Here is a 23,254-nt window from a genome sequence, read left to right as displayed (position 1 = left end):
CGGAGCTCCACCATGGAATCCGCCATCGCCGAGCACCTGAAATGCCCCCGTACGCGGCACCGCCGCGTCGAGGACGACTACACGCCGCCCTACCCCGTCTGGTCGGCCCGCGCCTCGACCTCGGTGACGCAGGTCGTGATGGGCTATTTCGGCTTGCAGTCGCGCGGCCCCGAGATGCAGGGCCGCGCCTGCGCCGTGCTGATGAAGATCGCGCGCGACTTCGCGCTGCCCGACGGACCGGGCCATCATGACCTCGCGCACCACGTCGATGCCGATGGCTTCGACAACATGGTCGCCATCGCCTACTGGGACGACGCCGCGGCCTTCGCGCGCTGGAGCGCCACGCCCGCCATCGACGCATGGTGGCGCTCGGACGAACGCCTCGCGGAAGGCCTTGGCTATTTCCGCGAAATCGCCTCGCCGCGCGTCGAGCACTTCGAGACCATGTTCAACACGCCCGACCGCTTCGAGGGCGTCGGCGTGGTCATGGGCGAGGTCAGCGGCGAGCTGCAGGAGCACGGCTACTGGGGATCGATGCGCGACCGCATTCCGCTCTCGCAGACCGATGCGCTGTCGCCCTTAGGCACGCGTGCCGTCGTCGCAGGCACGCCGGCACCGGGCCAGCGCGTGCGCATCGCGGGCCACGAGAACATCGCGATGATCCGTTCAGGCCAGGAGTGGACCGAGACCACCGGCCAGGAGCGCACGCTCTACCTGGAAGACATGGAGCCGGTGCTGCGCGAAGGCATGGAGTTCCTCCGCGACCAGGGCCTGGGCATCGGCTGCTACAGCAACCGCTACATGCACCACCTCGATGCGAAGGGCGCGCCATTGCAGAAATCATTCGGCCTGAGCTACTGGCGCTCGCTCGCCGACATGGAACGCTGGGCCGAATCGCACCCGACGCATGTCGCGATCTTCGGCAGCTTCATGCGCTACGTGCAGGCGCTGAACTTCCAGCTGCAGCTGCGCGTGTACCACGAGGTGTCGGTGCTCAAGGCCGACGAGCAGAGCTATGAATACATCAACTGCCACGCGCGCAGCGGGCTCATGAACGGGCTGGCGGCGACATAGGAAAAATTCGACGCGCGGGATTGCCTTAGGATTCGCCCCCCGAATCCAAGGCAAGGACCCTGACCATGTGGAGCGATCTCGAAAGCCTCGTCGAAGCCTCGATGCAGGAATGGAAAGTGCCCGGCCTCGCGCTGGCGGTGATTCAAGACGGCGAGGTGGTGCTGCAGAAGGGCTACGGCGTGCGCGACACCGACACCGGCCTGCCCGTGACCACCGACACGCAGTTCCTGCTGTGCTCGATCACCAAGTCGTTCACCGCTGCGGGCCTCGGCCTGCTCGTCGACGAACGCAAGCTCGACTGGGACCGGCCGGTGCGCGAGGTGCTCCCCGAATTCCGCCTGCACGACCCGGTGGCGACCGAGCGGCTCACGGTGCGCGACCTCTTGTGCCACCACAGTGGGCTACCGCGGCATGACTGGATTCACATGCCCGGCGACCTCTCGGGTACGCAGATGCTGCCGCTGCTGCGCCACCTCATGCCCAACCGCGAATTGCGCCAGACTTTCCAGTACTCGAACCTGGGCTACATGGTCGCCGGCGCGGTCGCGGAACGGATCAGCGGCCAGCACTGGGAAGACTTCACCACCGAGCGCTTGCTCGAGCCGCTGGGCTTCAGGCATTTCGGCTTCACCATCGAAGCCCTGGCCGCGGCCGACGATGCGGCCCGGCCCCACGCGATGGTCGGCGATGCGTGCGTCCCCTCCCCGCTGTGGCCGATCCGCACAACACCGGGCGGCGGCATCAACGCCTCGGTGACCGATCTTGCGAAGTGGGCCAGGTTCCTGCTCGACGAGGGCAAGGCGAACGGCGTGCCGCTTCTCTCCGCGCGGGCGCTGCGCGACATGGCGACGCCGCGCGTGCACATAGGCCGTTCCGAATACCCCGAAATCGGTGATTCCCACTACGGCCTGGGTCTCTTCTGCGAGAACTACCGCGGCGACCGCACGCTCGCGCATTCGGGCTCCTGGCTCGGCTGGGGCACGCTGATGACGGTGATGCCCGAGCGGCGTGCCGGCGTCGTGGTGCTGACGAACCGCGCACCGAGCGCGGTCACTTCCATCCTCACCTGCGCGGTGCTCGACCGCATCAGTGGACGCGAACCCATCGACTGGTTCGCGCGCTTCGCGCCCAAGCGCCGGCAGGCCGTCGCGCAGCAAGCGGTCGACAGAAAGACCCGCGAGGCGTCACGCCACAGCGGCACGCAACCCAGTCATGCGCTGGACGACTACGTGGGCGGCTACGCGCATCCGGCCTATGGACGCATCGACATCGCCCGGGACGATGACAGGCCCGACGGGCTCCATTGGCAATGGCGCGGACTGGGCGGCCCGTTGGCGCACCGGCACTACGACGTGTTCACCACGCCGGAGAAGCCGACCGAGTTCTACCCCGACAACATGGCATTGACCTTCCTCTATGACCGGGAAGGCTGCATCGACCGCATCACCGCGCAGTTCGAGCCCATGGTGTCCGACATCGTTTTTCAGCGCCTGGCCGGGGGCGACGTGCTGGACCCTGCGTTTTGCGCGCTGTGCACCGGCATCTACATGCACGCCGGTCGGTCCATCGATGTGCGGCGCGATGCCAAGGGCGCGCTGAGCCTGACGATTGAAGGCAAGCCGACACAAAGCCTCATGCCTGCCGACGGGCGCACCTTCCATATCGCCCACTTCGAAGGCTTTCGCCTAGAGTTCCGCCGGCCCTCGCCGGGCACCGTCGACGCGGTGATCTTTCACGAGCCTGGCGGCAGCTTCCTTGCGCTGAGGGCGACCGAAGTCTAGGCGAACAACCCCTTGTGCTCGGCGCGCAGCAGCGCCTTCTGCACCTTGCCCATCGTGTTGCGCGGCAGCTCCGGCACGACGAAGCAGCGCTTGGGAATCTTGAAGTTGGCAAGCTTCGACTTGAGCTCCGCCACGATCGCATCGGCATCGATCACCGAGCCTGCCTTGGCGATCACGATGGCCACGCCCACCTCGCCGAAGTCGGGGTGCGGCACGCCGATCACCGCGCTCTCGGCCACGCCGGCCATCTCGTTGATGTAGCCCTCGATCTCGGCCGGGTAGACGTTGTAGCCGCCGCTGATGATCAGGTCCTTGCTGCGGCCGACGATGGTGATGTAGCCGCGGCCGTCGATCTTGCCGACGTCGCCGGTCTTGAAGAAGCCGTCGGCGGTGAACTCCTCGGCCGTCTTCTCGGGCATGCGCCAGTAGCCGGCAAACACGTTGGGGCCGTCGACCTCGATGCCGCCGATCTCGTCGGTGGTGCAGTCGTTGCCGTTCTCGTCGCGCACGCGCAGCTGCACGCCCGGCAAGGCGAAGCCGACGGTACCGCCGCGGCGCTCGCCCTGCTCGGGCTTGTAGGGGTTGGAAGTGAGCATGATGGTCTCGCTCATGCCATAGCGCTCGAGGATGGTGTGGCCGGTGCGTTCACGCCATTCGTCGAAGGTCTCGATCAACAGGGGCGCTGAGCCCGCGACGAAGAGCCGCATGTTGCGCACCGCTTCGCGCGTGAGGCCCGGCTCGGCCAGGAGGCGCACGTAGAGCGTGGGCACGCCCATGAACACGGTGGCCTCGGGCAGCTTGGCGACGATGCGCTTGGGGTCGAACTTGGAGAACCACAGCATCTTGCTGCCATTGAGCAGCGCGCCGTGCAGTGCGACGAAGAGGCCGTGCACGTGGAAGATGGGCAGCGTGTGGACGAGCACATCGCCCGGCGTCCAGCCCCAGTAGTCCTTGAGCACCTCGGCATTCGACAGCAGGTTGCCGTGCGTGAGCATCGCGCCCTTGCTGCGGCCGGTGGTGCCGCTGGTGTAGAGGATCGCGGCGAGGTCATCGGGCGACTTCTTCGCGGGCGTGTGCTTGTCGCTGCACTGCGCGGCCACTTCGAGCAGCGTGCCGGTGCGGTCGTCGTCGAGCGTGAACACATGGCGCGTGCCCGCCGCGTTGGCGATGGGCCCAACCCACGATGCATTGCGGCTGGTGCACACCACCACGGCGGGCTCGGCGTTGCCGATGAAGTATTCGATCTCGGCGCTCTGGTAGGCGGTGTTGAGCGGCAGGAACACATAGCCTGCGCGCAGCGTGGCGAGGTACAGCAGCATCGCCTCGACCGATTTCTCGACCTGCACCGCGATGCGCGCGCCCTTCTCGAGCTTCAGCGCATCGAGCAGGTTGGCGATCATCGCGCTCGCGCGTTCGAGGTCGCGCCACGAATAGAAAAGGCCGTTGTCGGTCTCGACCGCGATGCCGTCGAGGTCGGCGGGAAAGGCCGCGCGCAAGGCGGCGAACAGGTTGGCGTTGGTTGGCTTCTTCATCGCTTCGTCTTTGAACCGGTACTTCAGAAATTCGGTGTGCGCTTGGCAAGGAAGGCAGCGATGCCTTCGCGGTGCTCGGCGGAATCGGCGTAGTCGTAGGCCGTGGCGAGCAGGCTCTCTGTGGATGGCGCGCCGGCCTTCAGCATGGCAAAGGTGCGCTTGTGCAGGCGCGCGGCCTGCGGCGCGAGCGCGGCGATGCGGTCGGCGTGCACCTGCACTGCGGTCGCGACCTCGTTGTCGGGCAGCACCTGCAGCAGGAAGCCTGCGTCGTACAGGCGCTGCGCGCCGTGCACGCCGGCGGCCAGCAGCATGTCGCGCGCGAGCACATCGCCGATGGCGCCGTGCACGAGGGCCGCTTCGCGCGGCGCCATCGGAAAGCCCAGCTTCGCGATCGGCGCACCGAACTTGGCGGAAGCGCCGGCAATACGGATGTCACAGCAGCTCGCGATCTCGATGCCGGCGCCCATGCAGGCGCCCTCGATCTGCGCGACCAGCGGCACGGGGCAGTCGAGCAGCGCCTGCAGCGCGGCCCAGACTTCGTTCTCGTGAAATTCGCGCAGGCTCGGCTCTTCGAATCGGAACGACGGGTATTCGGAGATGTCGCCGCCCGCGCAGAAGGCCCCGCCCTCCCCGCGGATCACGATGCATCGAACGCCTGCATCGTCCAGGTCCGCGAACACCGCGCGCAGCGCGCGCCACATCGCGCGCGTCATCGCATTGAGGCGGCCCGCGTTCGACAGCGTGACGACCGCCACCGCGCCTTCGCGGCGCAGCGACACAGTGCCCGCAGCCGTCATTCGAGCTTGGCGCCCGACGCTTTCACGACCGCGGCCCAGCGCTTGATTTCGGCGTTCACGAAGCCGCCGTACGCCGCCATGGTCAGAGTCGGGATCTCGGAGCCGTTCTGCGCCCAGATCGACTTGAGGTCGTCGGTGGCGAGCGCCTTCTTCATGTCGTCGACCGCGCGCGCCTGCGCTTCGGCCGGCGTGTTCTTCGGTGCCCAGAGGCCGTACCAGGTGGTCACGGTGTAGTCGGGCAGGCCCACTTCGGCGGCGCACGGCACGTCGGGGAACGCCGGGTTGCGCTTGGTGCCGGCGACCATCAGCGCCTTGATGCGGCCGCTCTTGATGTGCTGGGCCGAGGAACCCAGGCCGTCGAACATCAGGTCGACGTTGCCCGAGATCAGGTCCGACAGCGCCGGGCCCGCGCCGCGGTACGGGATGTGGGTGATGAAGGTGCCGGTCTGGATCTTGAAGAGCTCGCCCGCCAGGTGGTGCGACGTGCCCGAGCCGGCCGAGCCGTAGTTGAACTTGCCCGGGTTGCGCTTCACCAGCGCAATGAATTCCTGGATCGTGTTGGCCTGCACGCGCTTGGGGTTGATGACCACCACCTGCGGTACGTTGGCCAGCAGCATCAGTGGCACGAAGTCCTTCTCGATGTCGTAGTCGAGCTTGGGGTACACCGAGGGCGCGATCGCGTGGTGCACGGCGCCCATGAAGAGCGTGTAGCCGTCGGCCGGCGCCTTGGCCGCGATGCTCGCGCCCAGCGTGCCGCCGGCGCCGCCGCGGTTGTCGATCACCAGCGTCTGGCCCGCCACCTTGGTGAACTGGCCCGAGAGCGGCCGCGCAAACGCATCGGTGCCGCCGCCGGCCGGGAACGGCACGATCATCGTCACCGGCTTGGTCGGCCAGCCCTGGGCGCGCGCGGCGCCGCAAAGAACGGCCGCACCGGCGGCGGCCACACGCAGAACGTCACGTCGCTGAAAACTCTGGTTCATTTGCCTCTTCTCCTGTGATTGTGGATTTTGCCGCCCGGTGTGGCGGCGGATGCTCTTTTTCACGCCCGGGTCACGGGCTCAGCCTTTTTTGAAGAACAGGCTTTCGATGTCTCCCGATACCGCGACCTTGCCATCGCCCAGCCAGGTCCGATGCTTGTCCAGGCGCTTGAGGTCATACAGGTAGTTGACCATGAGCCCGTACGACTGCTTGTGCCCCTTGGGCGACGGATCGCCGGCCCAGTTCAGCCGCTCCACCCGCGCGCCATTGCCCAGATGGAAGCGCGCCACGGGGTCGGCCGGCGTGCCGTCCACCAGCGCGTGACCCAGGTACTCGGCAGCCGCCTGCAGCAGCCATTGGCGCAGCGGCGACTTGGCGTCGAAGGTAGCGGCAGCCTCGACGGCAGCGAGCAGGCGCTCGGCCGTGGGCGGCACCGAGCCGACGAGGCGGCCGAGTTCGGCCTCGCGCTTCTCGTCCAGGCGCGGCATGAGATCGGCCGCATTCTTGGCCAGCCAGGTGCGAAAGCCCGGAATCGGCGAGAGCGTGGCGAAGGTCTTCAGGCGCGGCAGCTCGTCCTGCAGCGTCTCGACCACGCGCTTGATGAGCGAATCCCCGAAGCTCACGCCGCGCAGGCCGGTCTGGGTGTTGCTGATCGAATAGAAGATCGCGGTGGTCGCCTTGGCGGGCAGCACCGGCACGGCCGCCTCGTCGAGCAGCGGCGTGATGCCGTCGCTGATGCGGTCGACCAGCGCCACTTCGACAAAGATCAGCGGCTCATTGGGCAGGCGCGGGTGGAAGAAGCCGTAGCAGCGGCGGTCGCTGTCGTCCAGCCGGTTCTTCACATCGGACCAGCTCTTGATGTCGTGCACCGCCTCGTAGCGGATGAGCTTCTCGATCAGCGAGGCCGGCGAATCCCAGTCGATGCGGCGCAGCTCGAGAAACGCGACGTCGAACCAGGTGGAGAAGAGCTGTTCGAGTTCGGCATCGAGCGCGAGCAGGCGCTTGTCGGCCTTCAGGCACGGCAGCAGGTCGGCACGCAGGTCGACCAGAAAGCGCATGCCCGCGGGCTCGACCGCGAAGCGCTGCAGGAGGCGCATGCGCGGCGAGACGAGCGCGCGGCGCAGCTTCAATTCGGCCTGCCCTTCGTCGGGCGTGCCGACCGCGGCCTGGTGCTGGTCGCGCGCGGTCTTGAGCTTTTGCGCGTCGGCGGCGAAATGCTCGCTCATCAGGGCCCAGTAGTCGCGGCGCTCTTCGGGCGCGGCATCGGCGTAGGCCTGCGCGATGGCATGGGCCCGACGGCCGCCTTCGACCTCGCTCACGCGAGGGTCGATCACCGCCTGCAGGTCGGCGAGCACACGGCGCAGCGCGCGCGGCGACAGGGCCTCGTCGGCCTTGCGCAGCGTGACCTGCAGGCGCTCGGCAGTCGTGCGCTCGCTGGGCTTGAGCGTGTTCTTGGCCACGCTCTTTGCCATGCTTTCGGGTGCCACGGGCACCTTGGATTTTTCGCCAGAACGCAGCCGCGCCTGGAACCATTCGGTCGCACTCATCGCTGAACTCCCCTGTGAATGGATTCGGGCGCGCCGCGTCGGATCGTCACGGCATCACCCTGGATTTCTGTTGCCGCGCGACTTCGCGCAGCGCTTCGCGTTGCCGCGTCAGGTGCGTGCGCATGGCGGCGTCGGCGCCTTCGCTGTCGCGCGCCTTGAGCGCCGCGAACACGGCCAGGTGCTCCGACAGGCTCTGGTCGAGCCGGCCCGGCGCATGCAGCTGCTGCAGGCGCGCGAGCTTCAATATCTTGCGCAGGTCGCCGATCACCTGCGCGAGCCACCGGTTGTCGGCGAGCTTGATGATCGCCTCGTGAATGATGTGGTTGGTGGCGTAGTAGTCGTTGATGCGGCGCGCCTTGGCATGGCGCTCCAGGCGCTCGTGCAGCCCGTCGAGCTCGTGCAGCTCGGCATCGCTCGCATTGCGGGCGGCCTCGTAGGCGCAGCGGCCTTCGAGCAGCGCGATCACCGGGAAGATCTCGTCGAGGTCACGCTCGGTCACTTCATTGACGAAGCAGCCGCGACGCGGTTCGTGCCGCAGCAGCCCTTCGGCGGTGAGCACCTTGAGCGCCTCGCGCAGCGGCGTGCGGGAGATGGAAAGCCGCTCGCACAGCGCCACCTCGTCCAGGAAACTGCCCGGCGCCAGCGTGCCCTCGAAGATCTGCTCGCGGAGCGTCGCGGCGACTTCATCGTGCAGGGAGTTGGGGACCAGGCGCATGGCGTTGGGGCTTTCGACCTTGGGTGGATCGGCGTAATTTCCTGTAATTACGCGTAATTGTGAGCGCGCAAACAATGTGGCGCAAGTGTCACGGGCGCCCCGCGCGGCCCGTGATTACCCTGAGATCGCCCCGAGCGCCCGCCTCAGGCGCGTGCGGCAACCGTCTTCGTGCGACCGAACCAGAACCACAGCGCGATGCCGGCGATCACCATCGGCACGCTGAGCCACTGGCCCTGGCTCAGGCTCAAGGCCCTGAGGCCCAGGAAATCGTCGGGCTCGCGGAAGTACTCGGCAAAGAAGCGCAGCGCGCCATAGCCGATCAGGAACACCGACGCCACCTGCCCTTGCTTGCGTTCCTTGCGCGCGTAGAGCCACATGATCACGAACAGCAGCAGGCCTTCGAGCAGGAACTGGTAGATCTGCGAGGGGTGGCGCGGCAGCATCGAGCCGCTCTGCGGAAACACCATGCCCCAGGGGAGATCGGGACTGCTGAAACGGCCCCAGAGTTCGCCGTTGATGAAGTTGCCTACGCGGCCCGCGGCGAGGCCCGTCGGCACGCAGGGCGCGACGAAGTCCATCACCTGCCAGAACGGCCGCGCACGCGAATGGGAAAACCAGACCATCGCGCCGATCACGCCCAGCATGCCGCCGTGGAAGCTCATGCCGCCCTGCCACACGTAGAGGATCTCGAGCGGATGGGTCAGATAGAACTCGGGCTTGTAGAACAGGCAGTAGCCCAGACGCCCGCCGACGATCACGCCCATCACGCCGAGGAAAAGGATGTCCTCGATGTCCTTGCGCTGCCAGGCACCCTGGCCGACCAGCGACCGATACGGTTCGTGGCGCAGCCGGCGAGTGCCGAGAAAGTAGAACAGCGCGAAGGCCGCCAGATAGGTCAGGCCGTACCAGTGAATGGCGACAGGCCCCAACTGCAGGGCGATGGGATTGATCTGCGGATACATGAGCATCCGCGGATTGTGCCCGCAGCAAATGACTCGCCCCCAGGCTTCGCGCACTTCGTGTCGCTTCTCCTACCCCCTACCGGGGGCAACATCTGCGGCCCGGCAAAGCCGGTTCCGCGGTGTTTACGCGAAGGGGCCCGGCGTCAGCGCCCGAACTTCCACCACAGGAGCCCTGCCACCACGGCCGGCACCGCGAAGATCAACAGGAAGATCGGCAGCTCCTCGGCCACCGAATACCCCGCCTTGATCACGCCCACCGCCATGTTGATGCCCGCGCCGATGAACCACGCCGGGATGAACCACTTGGCGGCGGTGGCCAGCGCCATCGAGGAGCCGTCGCCGAAGAATCGGCTGGCCAGGAGAAACACCACCAGCAGCACGAAGCCGCCGCCCATCACCATGACTGTGTGCATATGCGTTTTCCTCCGGGCGCCATCTTGCCGGATCAGCGGGTGGTGTAGCCGCCGTTGGCAAAAATCGTCTGGCCGGTGATCCACCAGCCTTCGGTGACCAGAAAGCGAACGATGGGCGCGATGTCCTCGATGTCGGTCAGGCCTTTCTTGGAGAACTTGCTGAGCGCTGCGGCGCTGCTGTGGTACTCGACGGCTTCCTTGCTCTCCTGGCCGTAGAAGAACGGCGTGTCCATCGGGCCGGGGCCGATGGCGTTGACCGAGATGCCGCGCTCGCCGAACTCCTTGGAGGCCGCGCGGGTGTAGTGCTCCACCGCCGCCTTGGAGCCCGGGTAGATCGCATAGAACGGCGTGTAGGCCGCCAGCAGCGAACTCACCAGCGAGACGATGCTGCCGCCATCGGCCATCGTGCGGCCGGCCTGCTGGATGAAGAAAAAGGCGGCCTTGGCGTTGGCATCAAAGCTCTTGTCGTAGTCGGCCTCGGTCACATCGAGGATCGGCTTCTTGATGACCACACCCGCGGTGTTGATCGCGATGTCGACCTGGCCGAATTGCTTGACGGCCTGGTCGAACAGCTTGACGCTGTTCTCCACCACCGAGAGATCTCCCTGCACCAGCAGCGTGTCGGCGCCCTTGGCCTTGAGCTCGGCGGCGGTCTTCTCGGCATCGCCGCGCGAGGCGTCGCTGTTGTAGTGGATGGCAATGCCGCGGGCGCCGCCGTCGACCAGCTGGTGGCCGATGAGTGCGCCAAGGTTCTTGCCACCGCCGGCGATGACGGCGACCTTGTTCTTGAGGGTGCGTGCGGACATGGAATGAACTCCTGTTGAGAAAGCGTGGATGTGTGACGGGAAACCGCAGTCTATTGATTGAGAGTGCCGAGATAAAGCGAACGAAGGCCGCTAGACTGTTCAAAAAATCACGAACAATCGAGGCAGCACCTCCATGGACCGCATCGACCTTCTCAAGGTCTTCCTGAGCGTCGCCGAAACAGGCAGCTTCACCCGCGCAGCCGACCGCCTCGCGCTACCGCGCGCCGCCATTTCCACGGCGGTGCAGCAACTCGAAGCGCGACTGGGTTCGCGCCTCCTTCACCGGACCACGCGGCGCGTGAGCCTCACGCCCGACGGCGAGGCGCTGCTGGAGCGCGCCCGCTCGCTCGTCATCGACATGGAAGACATCGAGCAGCAGTTCCTGCCGGCGCACAGCAACGTGAGCGGACGGCTCAAGGTCGACGTGCCGAGCCGCATCGCGCGGCTGCTCATCGCGCCGGCGCTGCCGGATTTCTTCGCGCGCTTTCCGGCCATCGAGCTGGAGCTGGGCTCGAGCGATCGTGCGGTGGACCTGGTGCTCGAAGGCGTGGATTGCGCCCTGCGCGTCGGGCCGCTGGCCAGCAGCAGCCTGGTGGCGCGGCCGCTTGGGCACTTCACGCTGATCAACTGCGCGAGCCCCGCCTACCTTGCGCGTCACGGCACGCCGCAAACGCCGGCCGATCTGCCCGAGCACATCGCGGTCAACTACGCCTCGCCGACCAACGGCCGCGCGGCGCCGTGGGAATGGCAGCGCGACGGCGAGACCGCGACGCTGCGCATGCGCAGCCAAGTGGCCGCGAACAATGCCGAGACCTACATCGCCTGCGCGCTGGCCGGGCTGGGGCTGATCCAGATTCCCGCCTACGACGTGCGCGAGCACCTCGCGGCGGGCGAACTGGTCGAGGTGCTGCCCGAGGCACGTGCAGAACCGCTGCCGGTGCAGCTGGTGTACCCGCACCGGCGCAACCTTTCGCGGCGGATGCAGGCCTTCGCGGGATGGCTCGAAACGCTGCTCGCCGGTTCGCTCGACAAGCCCGTCAGCGCTCGCTCTTCGCCCGGCCGTAAGGCACGGTCTTGAGCAGGTGGAACTCGCCGTTGCGCAACTCGTGGAACTCGACCACGTCCCTGCCGTTTTCACGGTCCATGGTGCCCGCCTGGATCAGCAGCCGGCTCGACAGCCTGTAGATGAGCTCCTGGCCGTCTTCCTTCTCGAATTCGGGCTTCAGCGGATACACGCTCATGACCGCACCGGGCATCGGGATGGCGCGCCCCGTCGACGCGTCGATCACCGCACCCACGTTGCACCCGCCGGTGCCGCAGCCCCAGCGCGTCACGATGTAGCGGCCGGCGAACTCCGGCTTGCCGTTGGCGATGGCTTCCCGCAACCGCGTGCGGTAGGAGCGAGAGAACTCGTCATCCATCACCAGCGGGTGATTGCGCCCGGTGTACGGCGCCTCGGCCGGGTAGTCCTTGAACTGGGGCGCGGCAGGCGGCGTCTGCGCGCTTACGGCAGCGACATGCAGCAGGGTGGCGGCCAGCGTGGCCCAAAACATCCTCTTCACGAGATTCCTCCTTCTTTCTGCCTGGCGCCGCGGTCCCGCACGAACGCCACGAAACGCGCGAGCGCCGGGTTGTTCGCGCCCTCGGGCCACACCAGGCTGGTCTCGCACACCGGGAGCGCCGGTGCGCTGCGGCGCCGCGCGGCCGGAGCGAATTCTGCGGCACGGCGATAGACGACCCCTGCGCGCCGGAACTGCGTGACGCTCTCCGGCACCCAGGCCACGCCGATGTCCCCGGAGACCAGGTTGACGATGGTCTGCATCTGGATGGCCTCCTGCGCAAGCTCTGGCACGCGGCCCGCTGCGTGATAGAGCCCGAAGATCGCGTCGTGCAGCGAAGGCACGATGCGGCGCGGAAAGATCACCAGCGGCTCGGCCAGCACGTCAGCCAGCAGCAGCGCCTGCGTGCGGGCCAGCGCATGCCGGGCCGGCAGCGCGAGCACCAGCGGCTCCTCGGACACGGCCAGTCGCGTCAGGCCCGGCGGCGCCGCGCCGGGCGAATGCAGCATCAGCCCGGCATCGATCTCGCCGCGCGCGAAGGCTTCGAGCTGCACGTCGCCGGTGGCCTCGACCAGTTCGAGCGCCACCTCGGGGCACAGCACGCGGAACTCCCGCACCCAGGCCGGCAACTGCTCGAAGCCGACCGTCGAGACGAAGGCGATGCGCACGCGCCCCACCTGCCCCGCCGCCGCGGCGCGCGCCCGCGCCGGCAACGCCTGCGCCCGGGCCAGCAACTCGCGCACGTCGGGCAGCAGCGCCTCGCCGGCGGGGGTGAGCGCGACACGCCTTCGGGTGCGATCGAACAGCACGACACCCAGTGTTTTTTCGAGCTGGGCGATGGCCTGCGTCACCGGCGGTTGGGTCATGTGCAGGCGCAAGGCGGCGCGGCCGAAATGCAGTTCCTCGGCCACGGCGACGAACTGGCGCCAGGCACGCAGGTCGATCAATGCTTCATTCATATGCTGAGCATATCAATCCGGGTACAAAATTGGATTGGAACCAATCAATCAGAAGTCCGATACTTGGCTCCCCCGATCTCCCCACGATAGAAGAGACACCATGGACACCAAGCCGATCCAGATCAACCGCCGCAGCGCCAACATCGTCGAAGGCAAGAGCCGCGCTCCCAACCGCTCGATGTTCTACGCCATGGGCTACGAAGAGAGCGACTTCAAGAAGCCGATGGTCGGCGTGGCCAACGGTCACAGCACCATCACCCCTTGCAACTCGGGCCTGCAAAAGCTGGCCGACGCGGCCATCGCAGGCATCGAGGAAGCCGGCGGCAACGCACAGGTGTTTGGCACCCCCACCATCTCCGACGGCATGGCCATGGGCACCGAAGGCATGAAGTATTCGTTGGTGAGCCGCGAGGTCATCTCCGACTGCATCGAGACCTGCGTCGGGGGCCAGTGGATGGACGGCGTGCTGGTGGTCGGCGGCTGCGACAAGAACATGCCCGGCGGCCTCATGGGCATGCTGCGCGCCAATGTGCCCGCCATCTACGTCTACGGCGGCACGATCCTGCCGGGCCGCTACAAGGGGCAAGACCTGAACATCGTGAGCGTGTTCGAAGCCGTGGGCCAGAACGCCGCCGGCAACATGAGCGACGAAGACCTGCACGAGATCGAGAAGCGCGCCATTCCCGGCACCGGCTCCTGCGGCGGCATGTACACGGCCAACACGATGAGTTCGGCCTTCGAGGCGCTCGGCATCTCGCTGCCCTACTCGTCCACCATGGCGAACCCGCACGACGAAAAAGCCAACTCGGCCAAGGAATCGGCCAAGGTGCTGATCGAGGCGATCAAGAAAGACCTGAAGCCGCGCGACATCGTGACCAAGAAGGCCATCGAGAACGCGGTGGCCGTGATCATGGCCACCGGCGGCTCGACCAACGCGGTGCTGCACTTCCTGGCGATCGCACACACGGCCGGCGTCGAATGGTCGATCGACGACTTCGAGCGCATCCGCAAGAAGGTGCCCGTGATCTGCGACCTGAAGCCCTCGGGCAAGTACCTCGCGGTCGACCTGCACCAGGCCGGCGGCATTCCGCAGGTGATGAAGGTGCTGCTGAACGCGGGCCTGCTGCATGGCGACTGCATCACCATCAGCGGCCAGACCATCGCCGAAGTGCTCAAGGACGTGCCCGACGTGCCGCGCGCCGACCAGGATGTGATCCGCCCGATCGACAAGCCGATGTACGACGAAGGCCACCTGGCCATCCTCAAGGGCAACCTCTCGCCCGAAGGCGCGGTCGCCAAGATCACCGGCCTGAAGAACCCGGTCATCACCGGCCCGGCGCGCGTGTTCGACGACGAGCAGTCGGCGCTCAAGGCGATCCTGGACGGCAAGATCGTGGCCGGCGACGTGATGGTGCTGCGCTACCTCGGCCCCAAGGGCGGTCCGGGCATGCCGGAAATGCTGGCCCCCACGGGCGCGCTGATCGGCGCGGGCCTCGGCGAAAGCGTGGGTCTCATCACCGACGGCCGCTTCTCGGGCGGCACCTGGGGCATGGTGGTCGGCCACGTGGCGCCCGAGGCGGCGGCCGGCGGCACGATCGCGTTCGTGAACGAAGGCGACTCGATCACCATCGACGCGCACAAGCTGGTGCTCGAACTCAACGTGCCCGAAGCCGAACTGGCCAAGCGCCGCGAAGGCTGGAAGGCCCCAGCCCCGCGCTACACGCGCGGCGTGCAGGCCAAGTTCGCGTTCAACGCATCGAGCGCGAGCTCGGGCGCGGTGCTCGACAAGTTCTGATCGATCACATCATCATCCAGGCACCGTAGCCGAAGGCAATGAAGCCCAGGCCCACGATGCCGAGGATGCTGCGGGACTCGAAGGGCATGGCCGGCGGAAAGCTCTGCACCACGAAGTGAAGCAACGCGCCGGCGCCGATGGTCATGAACCCGGCGCCGAGCCCCTTTCCGAAGCTCTCGTCGGGGTAGAGAAAGCACACGGCAAAGCCTGCGAGGAACACCACGTTGGCCAAAACCGTGCCGCGCGTGCGCCATCGTTTTTGCGCGGGCGTGGCTTCGGGCTCCTTCTCCCATGAATTGGATTGAGGGCGCCCTTCCTTGATCGCCATGCCGGTGAAGAACAGGCCGAACATCGTCGGAAATCCGCCGAAGAGGCCGAGCCCCCAGACGATGCCCCACATGTTCTGGAAATCGGCCACCAAGGCCTGCGACGGATCGGCCGGCTTGTAGCGCACGTCGACCGGGTCCCCCGACGACTTCTCGGAAAGTCCGCCGCCCAACCCCTTGACTCGCCGCGCCACGCCATCGGAGGCGGTGTATTCGACGACGGGCGCGCGGGTGGTCGTCGTGCGACCCTTGTCGTCCTTGCTGCGCTCCTCGACGAATTCGACGAGGCTGCCCTCCACAAGCACCGTGTCGGCAATCGATTGGTAACGCTGCCAGCCGACCGTCGCCGCGCCGTAGAGCCCCGCACAACCGATCAGCAGCGCGCCGACGCCGACACCCCAGAAGAGCTTCTTGCGCCAGCCCACGAGCGCGCCGATGGCAGGCCCGACAAAGATGGAAAGCCCGAAGACGATCAGTGCGTGGGTGGCAGCTTCGTCATCCATGGCGCGCTTTCGTTGCTGCAGCGCGGGATGACGGTGGCCGGGAGCGGCTAGGCGCTCAGCGGCGCGGGCGCTGGCCGTTGCTGGTCGGCAGGCCCATGTTGGACTTCTGGCGGTCGATGCGAGCTTGCTTGCGGCGGTCTTCGCGCTCGATCACCTTGCGCTTGGTGTATCCCGACGAATCGGCCCAGGCCCACCACGCGACGGCCAGTGCGAACGGCGACAGCACGATCCACCAGCTCCAGCCGGCGACCATGCCGACTTCGAAATACTTGAGGGCCAAGCCCAGCAGGCCCAACAGCAGAAACCACATCGCGAATCCCTCCGGGTTGTTGTCAACGCATCCGGACGCCGGTCCACGGCGCTACCTACAATCGCGTTGCATCGAATGTAACCCAGCCCTTACGAAATAAATCCCCCCATGAAAAGAGTTCTGTTCGCCGCAGCCCTGGGCCTTGGCCTTGCAGCGCCCGCCTTTGCCGACCTGGCCCTGGCCACGTCGAAGAACTGCATGAGCTGCCACGCGGTCGACCGCAAGGTGCTCGGCCCGTCCTTCAAGGACGTGGCCACGAAATACAAGGACGACAAGGGCGCCGTCGACACCCTCGCCACCAAGATCGTGAAGGGTGGCTCCGGCGTGTGGGGCCCGGTGCCGATGCCGGCGAACAACCAGGTCAGCGAGGCCGACGCGAAGAAGCTGGCCGCGTGGGTGCTCGCAACGCCGCGCTGATCTGGCTCACCCCTGAGGGTTGATATCGGCCGGAACCACCACCGGCCGGCGCTCGATGCGGTCTTCGAGCTGGCCGATGTGCGCGGCCAAGGTGTTGTCGGTCTGCTCGGAGCGCAGCCGCACCGCGTTCTCCAGCTGATCGATGCGCGCCACCAGCGCCGTGTGGCGATCTGCGTTGTGCGCCATGTGCTTGTTCTCCTGCGCCTCGAGGAAGTTGCGCAATTCGGTGAAGCGCGAGGCCTCTGCCTTGTCGGCGAGGTCGCGCTGGACCTGCATTTCCTTCGTGTGGCGCTTGGTGTCGATGAGCACCGAGCTGTGAAGGTAGAGCACATAGACCAGGAAGAAGGCGGCCAGCACGACCGTGAGCCCCAGCATGATCAGCCCCAGCGGCGCCGAGACGGTCATGAAGCCCAGCCACACATCGGTGGGAGCCGCGAGCGTCCCCCAGTTCAATGCGGCAAGCGCTGCGATCAGCAGCACGATGACGAACAGGAAAGCGGATCTCACGCCCATGGGGGGCCTCCTCTGAAAAGATCGAACACAACGGCAGCGCCGCGCGCCGGAGCACGCGGCAACCGTTGGGTTTTACCTCAGGCAAAGGGCCCGTCCGGCGCTGCCGGACGGACAGGCGGCCACGTCCTACAGCCGTTCTGACAACTGTTCGAGGATTGCCGGGTTTTCCAGCGTCGAGGTGTCCTGCGTGATCTCTTCGCCCTTGGCGATGCTGCGCAAGAGGCGCCGCATGATCTTGCCGCTGCGCGTCTTGGGCAGGTTGTCGCCGAAGCGGATGTCCTTGGGCTTGGCGATGGGACCGATCTCCTTGGCCACCCAGGCGCGCAATTCATTGGCGATCTGCTTGGCTTCCTCACCCGTGGGACGTGCGCGCTTCAGCACCACGAAGGCGCAGACCGCCTCGCCGGTCACGTCGTCGGGGCGCCCCACCACGGCGGCTTCGGCCACGAGGTCGGTCTTGGACACCAGCGCCGATTCGATTTCCATCGTGCCCAACCGGTGGCCCGACACGTTCAGCACGTCGTCGATGCGGCCGGTGATGCGGAAGTAGCCGCGGTCTTCGCTGCGCACCGCGCCGTCGCCGGCCAAGTAGATCGTGCCGCCCATTTCCTCGGGGAAGTAGCTCTTCTTGAAACGCTCGGGGTCGTTCCAGATCGTGCGGATCATCGAAGGCCACGGCCGCTTGATGACCAGCATGCCGCCCGCGCCGTTGGGCAGGTCCTTGCCGGTCTCGTCGACGATCGCGGCCATGATGCCCGGCAGCGGCAGCGTGCATGAGCCTGGCACCAGAGGCGTGGCGCCCGGCAGCGGCGTGATGACGTGGCCGCCGGTCTCGGTCTGCCAGAAGGTATCGACGATCGGACACCTTTCGTGGCCGATATTGCGGTGGTACCACATCCATGCCTCCGGATTGATCGGCTCGCCGACGGAGCCGAGGATGCGCAGGCTCGAGAGATCCCAGTTCTTCGGATGCACCTTCTCGTCACCCTCGGCCGCCTTGATGAGCGAGCGGATGGCGGTGGGCGCCGTGTAGAACACGCTGACCTTGTGCTTCTCGATCATCTGCCAGAAGCGGCCCGCATGCGGGAAGGTCGGAATGCCCTCGAACACCACCTGCGTGGCGCCGGCGGCGAGCGGCCCGTAGGCAACGTAGGTGTGGCCGGTGATCCAGCCAATGTCGGCCGTGCACCAGAACACGTCCTCGGGCTTGATGTCGAAGGTCCAGTCCATCGTGAGCTTGGCCCACAGCAGGTAGCCGCCGGTGGCGTGCTGCACGCCCTTGGGCTTGCCGGTGGAGCCCGAGGTGTAGAGGATGAACAGCGGATGCTCGGCGTTCACCGGCACGGGCGGGCAATCGGTGCTCTGGCCCTTGAGCGCTTCGGTGAAGGTCTTGTCGCGACCCTCGACGCGGGCCCATGCGGTGGGCGTGCGTTCGTAGACGAACACGGTCTTGATCGACTCGCAGCCGCCGAGCGCGATGCCGTCGTCCACGATGGCCTTGAGCGGCAGCTCCTTGCCGCCGCGCAACTGGTAGTTGGCGGTGATGACGGCCACAGCGCCGGCATCGATGATCCGCTCCTGCAGCGCCTTGGCCGAGAAGCCCCCGAACACCACGCTGTGGGTGGCGCCGATGCGCGCGCAGGCCTGCATGGCGATCACGCCCTCGACCGTCATCGGCATGTAGATGATGACGCGGTCGCCCTTCTGGATGCCCGCGGCCTTGAGCGCGTTGGCGAACTGGCTCACGCGGGCGAGCAGTTCCTTGTAGGTGACGTTGGTGACGGTGCCATCATCGGCTTCGAAGACGATGGCGGTCTTGTTCTCGACCGGGGTGCCGATGTGCTTGTCCAGGCAGTTGGCGCTGGCATTGAGCTCGCCGTCGCCGAACCACTCGTAGAACGGGGCCTTGGACTCGTCCAGCGTGCGGGTGAAGGGCTTGGTCCACTGCAGATTGCCCTTGGCCAGGCGGGTCCAGAACCCCTCGAAGTCGTCTTCGGCTTCCTTGCAGAGGGCGTCGTAGGCCGCCATGCCGGAAATCCGGGCGCCTTCAGTGGCGCGGGCGTCGGGGGGGAACACGCGGTTCTCGACCAGTACGGACTCAATGTTTTTCGATGCGCTGCTCATTCTCTATGTCTCCTGGGTGGATGCGGCCGTAATGTCGGCGGGCGCACTTACGGGTCACTGACGCGTCCGATGTTAGTTCGCAGGGTTATCACGAGTGCGTCACTGGGGCACCCCTAGAATCGCCGGTCCTTCACAAACCCCCACCCGATGTCCGCTCCCGACCCCTTCGACCCCCTGAACCCGCCCACTCCCCGGAGCTATCCGATGGGACCGTTGCCCCGGCTGATCTTTGCCAGCCGCTGGTTGCAACTGCCCCTGTACCTGGGCTTGATCGTGGCGCAGGCGGTGTACGTGGTGCACTTCCTGGTCGAGTTGCTGCACCTGGTCGAAGCCGCATTCGGCAGCCAGACCGCGCTGCAGGCCCTGATCACCAGCATCGGCTACAAGACCACCGCGCCGGTCGGCACGCTCAATGAAACGGTGATCATGCTGGTGGTGCTGGCGCTGATCGACGTGGTGATGATCTCCAACCTGCTGATCATGGTGATCGTGGGCGGCTACGAGACCTTCGTGAGCCGCATGAACCTCGAGGGCCACCGCGACCAGCCCGAGTGGCTGAGCCACGTGAACGCCTCGGTGCTCAAGGTGAAGCTGGCCACCGCCATCATCGGCATCAGCTCGATCCACCTGCTCAAGACCTTCATCAACGCGGACAACTACACCGACCGCGTGCTGATCGCGCAGACGGTGATTCACATCGCCTTCCTGTTCTCGGCCATGGCCATCGCCTACACCGACAAGCTGATGAACCAGGCGGCCGCCGCCGGCGCCCGCCACTGAGCGGGATCGCGCCACCCTGCCTCAGCGGGGCGGTGGCAAGTCCCACGACGGCACTTCGGTGAAGCGTGCGGCCAGAAAGTCGAGCATCGTGCGCAGCGTGGCCGGCATGTGCTTGCGCGAGGTGTAGACCGCGTACATGCCGACGACCTGCGGCTCGCAGTCCTCGAAGAGCGGCACCAGTTCGCCGGACTGCACCAGCTCCGCGGTCAGATAGGTTGGCAGCATCGCGATGCCCGCCCCCGCCCGCGCAAGGCACATCAGGCTCGCGGCATCGTTGGCCGACACGTTGCCGTTCACGGCCACGGACAACGGCTCCCCGTCCGCCTTGCGGGTGAAATTCCAGAGGCTGTGGCCGAAGTAGGAATGCGTGAGGCAGTTGCGCTGGGCCAACTCGTCCACACGCAATGGCTTGCCGTGCTCTTTCAGGTAGGCGGGCGAGGCGCAGACCACCGAGCGGCAGGTGGTGAGCCGGCGCGCGATGAGGTTGGGATCGATCTCCGCCGCCGTGCGGATCGCCAGGTCGATGCGCTCGTCCACCAGGTTGACGGTCCGGTCCAGCAGCACCAGGTCGACCGCCACGCCCGGGTAGAGCCGCACGTAGTCCGCGATGGCGTCGGCCAGCTGCGCCTGCGCGAAGGACGTGCCCGTCGTGATGCGCAACTGGCCCTGCGGCGCTTCGACCGGATGCCGCACCGCGGCATGCATGTCGCCCGTGAGCTCGAGCACCTGGCGGCAGCGCGGCAGCAGTTCCTCGCCGGCGGCGGTGAGGCTCAGGCGGCGCGTGGTGCGATGCAGCAGCCGTGCGCCGGTCCATTGTTCGAGTTCGGCCACGTAGCGCGTGACCACCGGGCGGGACATGTCCAGCTTCTCGGCGGCGGCAGAAAGACTGCCCGAATCCACCACATTCACAAACACCCGCATTGCGTTCAATCGGTCCATTCGAACGATTTTAGGAATAAAGAAGCGCGGATTTCGAGGTATTTCTTTCGAAACCAGAAACCTAAGATGAGCTTCATCCCATCACCATCCTGGAGTCACTCATGAGCCACATCGCCATCATCGGCGCCACCGGACGCGCCGGCGGCCGCCTTCTCGAAGAGGCGCTGCGCCGCGGCCACACCGTCACCGCCATCGCCCGCAAGGCCAGCGAGAAGCTGTCGGGCCGCGCCAATGTGAAGGCCGTGGACGTCGACGCGCTCGACGGCCCCGCGCTCGAAAAGGCACTGGCCGGCCATGACGCCGTGTTCAGCGCCGCGCACTTCGCCACCGTGCCGCCCGCGGCCGTCATCGAGCCGGTCAAGCGCGCGGGCGTCAAGCGCCTGCTGGTGGTCGGCGGCGCCGGCAGCCTGTTCGCAGCGCCCGGCCTGAAGGTGATCGAGACGCCGAACTTCCCGGATGCCTACCGCGCGGAAGCCACGGCCGGCGGGGTGTTTCTCGACGCGCTGCGCAGCGAGAAGGAACTCGACTGGACCTTCCTGTCGCCCTCGGCCGAATTCGTCGACGGCGAGCGCACCGGCAAGTTCCGCCTCGGCAAGGACGACCTGCTCGTGAGCGCCGAAGGCCGCAGCTGGATCAGCTTCGAGGACTACGCGATCGCGTTCATCGACGAGCTCGAGAAGCCCGCGCATTCGCGCCAGCGCTACACGGTCGGATACTGATCGGCCAGCAAGAAAAAAAGGACCCTCGCGGGTCCTTTTTTCATGAGGCGCCCGACTCAACGGCCCGTCATGTTCTCCGGCACCACCCACTGGTCGAACTGCTCGGCCGTCAGGTGCCCCGAGGCAATCGCGGCTTCGCGCAGGCTCGTGCCTTCCTTGTGCGCCTTCTTGGCGATGTAGGCCGACTTGTCGTAGCCGATGTGCGTGTTCAGCGCCGTCACCAGCATCAGCGAGCGCTGCACCAGCTCCGTGATGCGTTCGCGGTTCGGCTCGATCCCCACGGCGCAGTGGTCGTTGAAGCTCACCATGCCGTCGGCCAGCAGGCGCACGCTCTGCAGGAAGTTGTGCGCCACCATCGGGCGGAACACGTTCAGCTCGAAGTTGCCCGAGGCGCCGCCGATGTTGATGGCCACGTCGTTGCCGAACACCTGCGCGGCCAGCATCGTGACGGCTTCGCTCTGCGTGGGGTTGACCTTGCCCGGCATGATCGAGGAGCCGGGCTCGTTCTCGGGAATGCTCAGTTCGCCGATGCCGCTGCGCGGGCCGCTCGCGAGCCAGCGCACGTCGTTGGCGATCTTGTTCATGCTGGCGGCGAGCGTCTTGAGCGCGCCGTGGGCATGCACCAGCGCATCGACACTGGCCATGGCTTCGAACTTGTTCGGTGCGGTGACGAACGGCAGGCCCGTGAGCTTGGCCAGTTCGGCGGCGACCTGCTCGGCATAGCCCTTCGGCGCATTGAGCCCGGTGCCGACAGCCGTGCCGCCCAGCGCCAGTTCGCTCAGGTGCGGCAGCGCGGCGCGCACATGCGCCTCGCCGTGCGCCAGCTGCGCCACGTAGCCCGAGAACTCCTGGCCCAGCGTAAGGGGCGTGGCGTCCTGCAGGTGGGTGCGGCCGATCTTCACGATGTCGGCGAAGTCCTTCGATTTCTGTTCCAGCGTGCCGCGCAGCTTGGCGATGGCGGGCAGCAGCTTGTGGGTGATGGCTTCGACGGCGGCCACGTGCATGGCGGTCGGGAACACGTCGTTGCTCGACTGGCTGCGGTTCACATCGTCGTTCGGGTGCACCAGGCGCCCTTCCCCGCGCTCGCCGCCGAGGATTTCGCTCGCGCGGTTGGCCAGCACCTCGTTGACGTTCATGTTGGTCTGCGTGCCCGAGCCGGTCTGCCACACCACCAGCGGGAACTCGCCCGGATGCTTGCCAGCGATGACTTCATCGGCCGCGGCCACGATGGCCTGGGTTTTCTTCTCGTCCTGCAGGCCCAGCGCATGGTTCACCACGGCCGATGCGCGCTTCACTTGCGCCAGCGCCTTGATGATCTCGCGCGGCTGCTGCTCGCCGGAGATGTCGAAGTTCTGCAGCGAGCGCTGCGTTTGCGCGCCCCACAGCTTGTCGGCCGGCACGTCGATCGGACCGAAGGTATCGCGCTCGGCACGGGTCTTGGGGGAAGTCGTCATGAGAAAAAGCTCCGCAGTCTTGGATGGTCGCGCCGCCTGGTCGGGCGCGGGCCCGAGTATCGGCCAACAAGAATAGCTCGCATCTGACGGGGCCATTGGACCGCCGCCGACATCACGTTACGCCCGTCGGGTTGACTCACGTCATGTCAAAAAGTTATAATCATTGGCTTCAGACGACCAACAAGTCATGTAAGTCTTGGTTGGTTGGCCCTGCACTACTCGCGGATCTCCGAATCCCGTCGCGGTGCAAG

The 23,254-nt window shown here is 66.6% G+C and carries 23 protein-coding genes; 7 read left to right on the top strand and 16 right to left on the bottom strand.

The window, feature by feature from the left end:
- Nucleotides 1-12: 12 nt before the first annotated feature.
- Complete coding sequence (locus tag GNX71_RS14530) at nucleotides 13-1,074, top strand: phenylacetaldoxime dehydratase family protein (protein ID WP_206178960.1); 1,062 nt, start codon at nucleotides 13-15, stop codon at nucleotides 1,072-1,074.
- Nucleotides 1,075-1,139: 65 nt separating this feature from the next.
- A complete protein-coding gene (locus GNX71_RS14525; RefSeq protein ID WP_206178959.1) occupies nucleotides 1,140-2,855 on the top strand; it encodes a serine hydrolase in 1,716 nt (571 codons plus the stop codon).
- On the opposite strand, the gene GNX71_RS14520 is transcribed toward GNX71_RS14525, so the two are convergent.
- The 8 genes from GNX71_RS14520 to GNX71_RS14485 all read right to left on the bottom strand — a co-directional run bounded on the left by GNX71_RS14520 (nucleotide 2,852) and on the right by GNX71_RS14485 (nucleotide 10,605).
- Complete coding sequence (locus tag GNX71_RS14520) at nucleotides 2,852-4,387, bottom strand: malonyl-CoA synthase (protein WP_206178958.1); 1,536 nt, start codon at nucleotides 4,385-4,387, stop codon at nucleotides 2,852-2,854. The two genes, GNX71_RS14525 and GNX71_RS14520, sit on opposite strands and share 4 nt — an antisense overlap.
- A 23-nt stretch (nucleotides 4,388-4,410) precedes the next feature.
- Nucleotides 4,411-5,184 carry an enoyl-CoA hydratase-related protein gene (locus GNX71_RS14515; protein WP_206178957.1) on the bottom strand — a complete coding sequence of 258 codons (774 nt, stop codon included), beginning with the start codon at nucleotides 5,182-5,184 and terminating at the stop codon, nucleotides 4,411-4,413.
- Nucleotides 5,181-6,164 carry a tripartite tricarboxylate transporter substrate binding protein gene (locus GNX71_RS14510; protein ID WP_206178956.1) on the bottom strand — a complete coding sequence of 328 codons (984 nt, stop codon included), beginning with the start codon at nucleotides 6,162-6,164 and terminating at the stop codon, nucleotides 5,181-5,183. The genes GNX71_RS14515 and GNX71_RS14510 overlap by 4 nt, the downstream gene beginning before the upstream one ends.
- A gap of 78 nt (nucleotides 6,165-6,242) precedes the next feature.
- Entirely contained in the window at nucleotides 6,243-7,709 is a 1,467-nt protein-coding gene (locus GNX71_RS14505) for a malonyl-CoA decarboxylase (protein WP_206178955.1), read from the bottom strand.
- Between the two features lie 46 nt (nucleotides 7,710-7,755).
- Nucleotides 7,756-8,424 (bottom strand): GntR family transcriptional regulator, encoded by a 669-nt coding sequence (locus GNX71_RS14500; protein ID WP_206178954.1) that lies wholly within the window; start codon nucleotides 8,422-8,424, stop codon nucleotides 7,756-7,758.
- A gap of 143 nt (nucleotides 8,425-8,567) precedes the next feature.
- The gene (gene lgt, locus GNX71_RS14495) at nucleotides 8,568-9,392 is read right to left on the bottom strand and encodes a prolipoprotein diacylglyceryl transferase (RefSeq protein WP_206178953.1); all 825 of its coding nucleotides are present in this window, start codon (nucleotides 9,390-9,392) and stop codon (nucleotides 8,568-8,570) included.
- A 137-nt stretch (nucleotides 9,393-9,529) separates the two neighbouring features.
- Nucleotides 9,530-9,799 (bottom strand): hypothetical protein, encoded by a 270-nt coding sequence (locus GNX71_RS14490; RefSeq protein ID WP_206178952.1) that lies wholly within the window; start codon nucleotides 9,797-9,799, stop codon nucleotides 9,530-9,532.
- A gap of 32 nt (nucleotides 9,800-9,831) precedes the next feature.
- Nucleotides 9,832-10,605, bottom strand: a complete 774-nt coding sequence (locus GNX71_RS14485) for an SDR family oxidoreductase (protein WP_206178951.1) — start codon at nucleotides 10,603-10,605, stop codon at nucleotides 9,832-9,834.
- A gap of 133 nt (nucleotides 10,606-10,738) precedes the next feature.
- On the opposite strand from GNX71_RS14485, the gene GNX71_RS14480 reads away from it, so the two are divergent.
- The gene (locus GNX71_RS14480) at nucleotides 10,739-11,683 is read left to right on the top strand and encodes a LysR family transcriptional regulator (protein WP_206178950.1); all 945 of its coding nucleotides are present in this window, start codon (nucleotides 10,739-10,741) and stop codon (nucleotides 11,681-11,683) included.
- On the opposite strand, the gene GNX71_RS14475 is transcribed toward GNX71_RS14480, so the two are convergent.
- Nucleotides 11,643-12,167, bottom strand: coding sequence for a hypothetical protein (locus GNX71_RS14475; RefSeq protein WP_206178949.1), 525 nt, complete (start codon nucleotides 12,165-12,167; stop codon nucleotides 11,643-11,645). The genes GNX71_RS14480 and GNX71_RS14475 overlap by 41 nt on opposite strands.
- Nucleotides 12,164-13,123, bottom strand: coding sequence for a LysR family transcriptional regulator (locus GNX71_RS14470; RefSeq protein WP_206178948.1), 960 nt, complete (start codon nucleotides 13,121-13,123; stop codon nucleotides 12,164-12,166). The genes GNX71_RS14475 and GNX71_RS14470 overlap by 4 nt, the downstream gene beginning before the upstream one ends.
- A 100-nt stretch (nucleotides 13,124-13,223) precedes the next feature.
- Between GNX71_RS14470 and ilvD the strand changes: the two genes are divergently transcribed.
- A complete protein-coding gene (ilvD, locus tag GNX71_RS14465) occupies nucleotides 13,224-14,918 on the top strand; it encodes a dihydroxy-acid dehydratase (protein ID WP_206178947.1) in 1,695 nt (564 codons plus the stop codon).
- Nucleotides 14,919-14,922: 4 nt separating this feature from the next.
- Here the strand turns inward: ilvD and GNX71_RS14460 are convergent, their stop codons facing one another.
- Together GNX71_RS14460 and GNX71_RS14455 are read right to left on the bottom strand one after the other, a co-directional pair.
- A complete protein-coding gene (locus tag GNX71_RS14460) occupies nucleotides 14,923-15,747 on the bottom strand; it encodes a DUF3592 domain-containing protein (protein WP_206178946.1) in 825 nt (274 codons plus the stop codon).
- A gap of 55 nt (nucleotides 15,748-15,802) precedes the next feature.
- The gene (locus tag GNX71_RS14455) at nucleotides 15,803-16,057 is read right to left on the bottom strand and encodes a TIGR04438 family Trp-rich protein (RefSeq protein WP_206178945.1); all 255 of its coding nucleotides are present in this window, start codon (nucleotides 16,055-16,057) and stop codon (nucleotides 15,803-15,805) included.
- Between the two features lie 108 nt (nucleotides 16,058-16,165).
- On the opposite strand from GNX71_RS14455, the gene GNX71_RS14450 reads away from it, so the two are divergent.
- Nucleotides 16,166-16,474, top strand: coding sequence for a c-type cytochrome (locus tag GNX71_RS14450; protein ID WP_206178944.1), 309 nt, complete (start codon nucleotides 16,166-16,168; stop codon nucleotides 16,472-16,474).
- Between the two features lie 6 nt (nucleotides 16,475-16,480).
- Here GNX71_RS14450 and GNX71_RS14445 read toward each other — a convergent pair whose 3' ends face one another.
- On the bottom strand, nucleotides 16,481-16,987 hold the full coding sequence (locus tag GNX71_RS14445; RefSeq protein ID WP_206178943.1) for a LapA family protein: 507 nt from the start codon (nucleotides 16,985-16,987) through the stop codon (nucleotides 16,481-16,483).
- A gap of 126 nt (nucleotides 16,988-17,113) precedes the next feature.
- Complete coding sequence (gene acs, locus GNX71_RS14440; RefSeq protein ID WP_206178942.1) at nucleotides 17,114-19,111, bottom strand: acetate--CoA ligase; 1,998 nt, start codon at nucleotides 19,109-19,111, stop codon at nucleotides 17,114-17,116.
- A 147-nt stretch (nucleotides 19,112-19,258) separates the two neighbouring features.
- Here acs and GNX71_RS14435 point away from each other — a divergent pair, with 147 nt between their 5' ends.
- Nucleotides 19,259-19,891, top strand: a complete 633-nt coding sequence (locus tag GNX71_RS14435; protein WP_206178941.1) for a YqhA family protein — start codon at nucleotides 19,259-19,261, stop codon at nucleotides 19,889-19,891.
- A 21-nt stretch (nucleotides 19,892-19,912) separates the two neighbouring features.
- On the opposite strand, the gene GNX71_RS14430 is transcribed toward GNX71_RS14435, so the two are convergent.
- Entirely contained in the window at nucleotides 19,913-20,830 is a 918-nt protein-coding gene (locus GNX71_RS14430) for a LysR family transcriptional regulator (RefSeq protein ID WP_206178940.1), read from the bottom strand.
- A gap of 101 nt (nucleotides 20,831-20,931) precedes the next feature.
- Here GNX71_RS14430 and GNX71_RS14425 point away from each other — a divergent pair, with 101 nt between their 5' ends.
- A complete protein-coding gene (locus tag GNX71_RS14425; RefSeq protein WP_206178939.1) occupies nucleotides 20,932-21,549 on the top strand; it encodes an NAD(P)-dependent oxidoreductase in 618 nt (205 codons plus the stop codon).
- A gap of 56 nt (nucleotides 21,550-21,605) precedes the next feature.
- On the opposite strand, the gene fumC is transcribed toward GNX71_RS14425, so the two are convergent.
- Complete coding sequence (gene fumC, locus GNX71_RS14420; RefSeq protein ID WP_042581520.1) at nucleotides 21,606-23,003, bottom strand: class II fumarate hydratase; 1,398 nt, start codon at nucleotides 23,001-23,003, stop codon at nucleotides 21,606-21,608.
- Nucleotides 23,004-23,254 lie beyond the last annotated feature (251 nt).

The sequence above is a fragment of the Variovorax sp. RKNM96 genome, from assembly GCF_017161115.1.
In the GTDB taxonomy this organism is placed as follows: Bacteria; Pseudomonadota; Gammaproteobacteria; order Burkholderiales; family Burkholderiaceae_C; genus Variovorax.
The sequence above is the reverse complement of the archived record's forward strand: the minus strand, read 5'-3'. Positions and strand labels throughout refer to the sequence as shown.

Coding starts and splice junctions, on each gene's coding strand:
- GNX71_RS14505 (WP_206178955.1), bottom strand. CDS start 7,709: ATGAGTGCGACCGAATGGTTCCAGGCGCGGCTGCGTTCTGGCGAAAAA.
- GNX71_RS14525 (WP_206178959.1), top strand. CDS start 1,140: ATGTGGAGCGATCTCGAAAGCCTCGTCGAAGCCTCGATGCAGGAATGG.
- GNX71_RS14425 (WP_206178939.1), top strand. CDS start 20,932: ATGAGCCACATCGCCATCATCGGCGCCACCGGACGCGCCGGCGGCCGC.
- GNX71_RS14455 (WP_206178945.1), bottom strand. CDS start 16,057: ATGTGGTTTCTGCTGTTGGGCCTGCTGGGCTTGGCCCTCAAGTATTTC.
- GNX71_RS14520 (WP_206178958.1), bottom strand. CDS start 4,387: ATGAAGAAGCCAACCAACGCCAACCTGTTCGCCGCCTTGCGCGCGGCC.
- GNX71_RS14515 (WP_206178957.1), bottom strand. CDS start 5,184: ATGACGGCTGCGGGCACTGTGTCGCTGCGCCGCGAAGGCGCGGTGGCG.
- ilvD (WP_206178947.1), top strand. CDS start 13,224: ATGGACACCAAGCCGATCCAGATCAACCGCCGCAGCGCCAACATCGTC.
- GNX71_RS14430 (WP_206178940.1), bottom strand. CDS start 20,830: ATGGACCGATTGAACGCAATGCGGGTGTTTGTGAATGTGGTGGATTCG.
- GNX71_RS14445 (WP_206178943.1), bottom strand. CDS start 16,987: ATGGGCGTGAGATCCGCTTTCCTGTTCGTCATCGTGCTGCTGATCGCA.
- GNX71_RS14460 (WP_206178946.1), bottom strand. CDS start 15,747: ATGGATGACGAAGCTGCCACCCACGCACTGATCGTCTTCGGGCTTTCC.
- GNX71_RS14470 (WP_206178948.1), bottom strand. CDS start 13,123: ATGAATGAAGCATTGATCGACCTGCGTGCCTGGCGCCAGTTCGTCGCC.
- GNX71_RS14435 (WP_206178941.1), top strand. CDS start 19,259: ATGTCCGCTCCCGACCCCTTCGACCCCCTGAACCCGCCCACTCCCCGG.
- GNX71_RS14490 (WP_206178952.1), bottom strand. CDS start 9,799: ATGCACACAGTCATGGTGATGGGCGGCGGCTTCGTGCTGCTGGTGGTG.
- GNX71_RS14500 (WP_206178954.1), bottom strand. CDS start 8,424: ATGCGCCTGGTCCCCAACTCCCTGCACGATGAAGTCGCCGCGACGCTC.
- GNX71_RS14485 (WP_206178951.1), bottom strand. CDS start 10,605: ATGTCCGCACGCACCCTCAAGAACAAGGTCGCCGTCATCGCCGGCGGT.
- fumC (WP_042581520.1), bottom strand. CDS start 23,003: ATGACGACTTCCCCCAAGACCCGTGCCGAGCGCGATACCTTCGGTCCG.
- GNX71_RS14450 (WP_206178944.1), top strand. CDS start 16,166: ATGAAAAGAGTTCTGTTCGCCGCAGCCCTGGGCCTTGGCCTTGCAGCG.
- GNX71_RS14510 (WP_206178956.1), bottom strand. CDS start 6,164: ATGAACCAGAGTTTTCAGCGACGTGACGTTCTGCGTGTGGCCGCCGCC.
- acs (WP_206178942.1), bottom strand. CDS start 19,111: ATGAGCAGCGCATCGAAAAACATTGAGTCCGTACTGGTCGAGAACCGC.
- GNX71_RS14530 (WP_206178960.1), top strand. CDS start 13: ATGGAATCCGCCATCGCCGAGCACCTGAAATGCCCCCGTACGCGGCAC.
- lgt (WP_206178953.1), bottom strand. CDS start 9,392: ATGCTCATGTATCCGCAGATCAATCCCATCGCCCTGCAGTTGGGGCCT.
- GNX71_RS14480 (WP_206178950.1), top strand. CDS start 10,739: ATGGACCGCATCGACCTTCTCAAGGTCTTCCTGAGCGTCGCCGAAACA.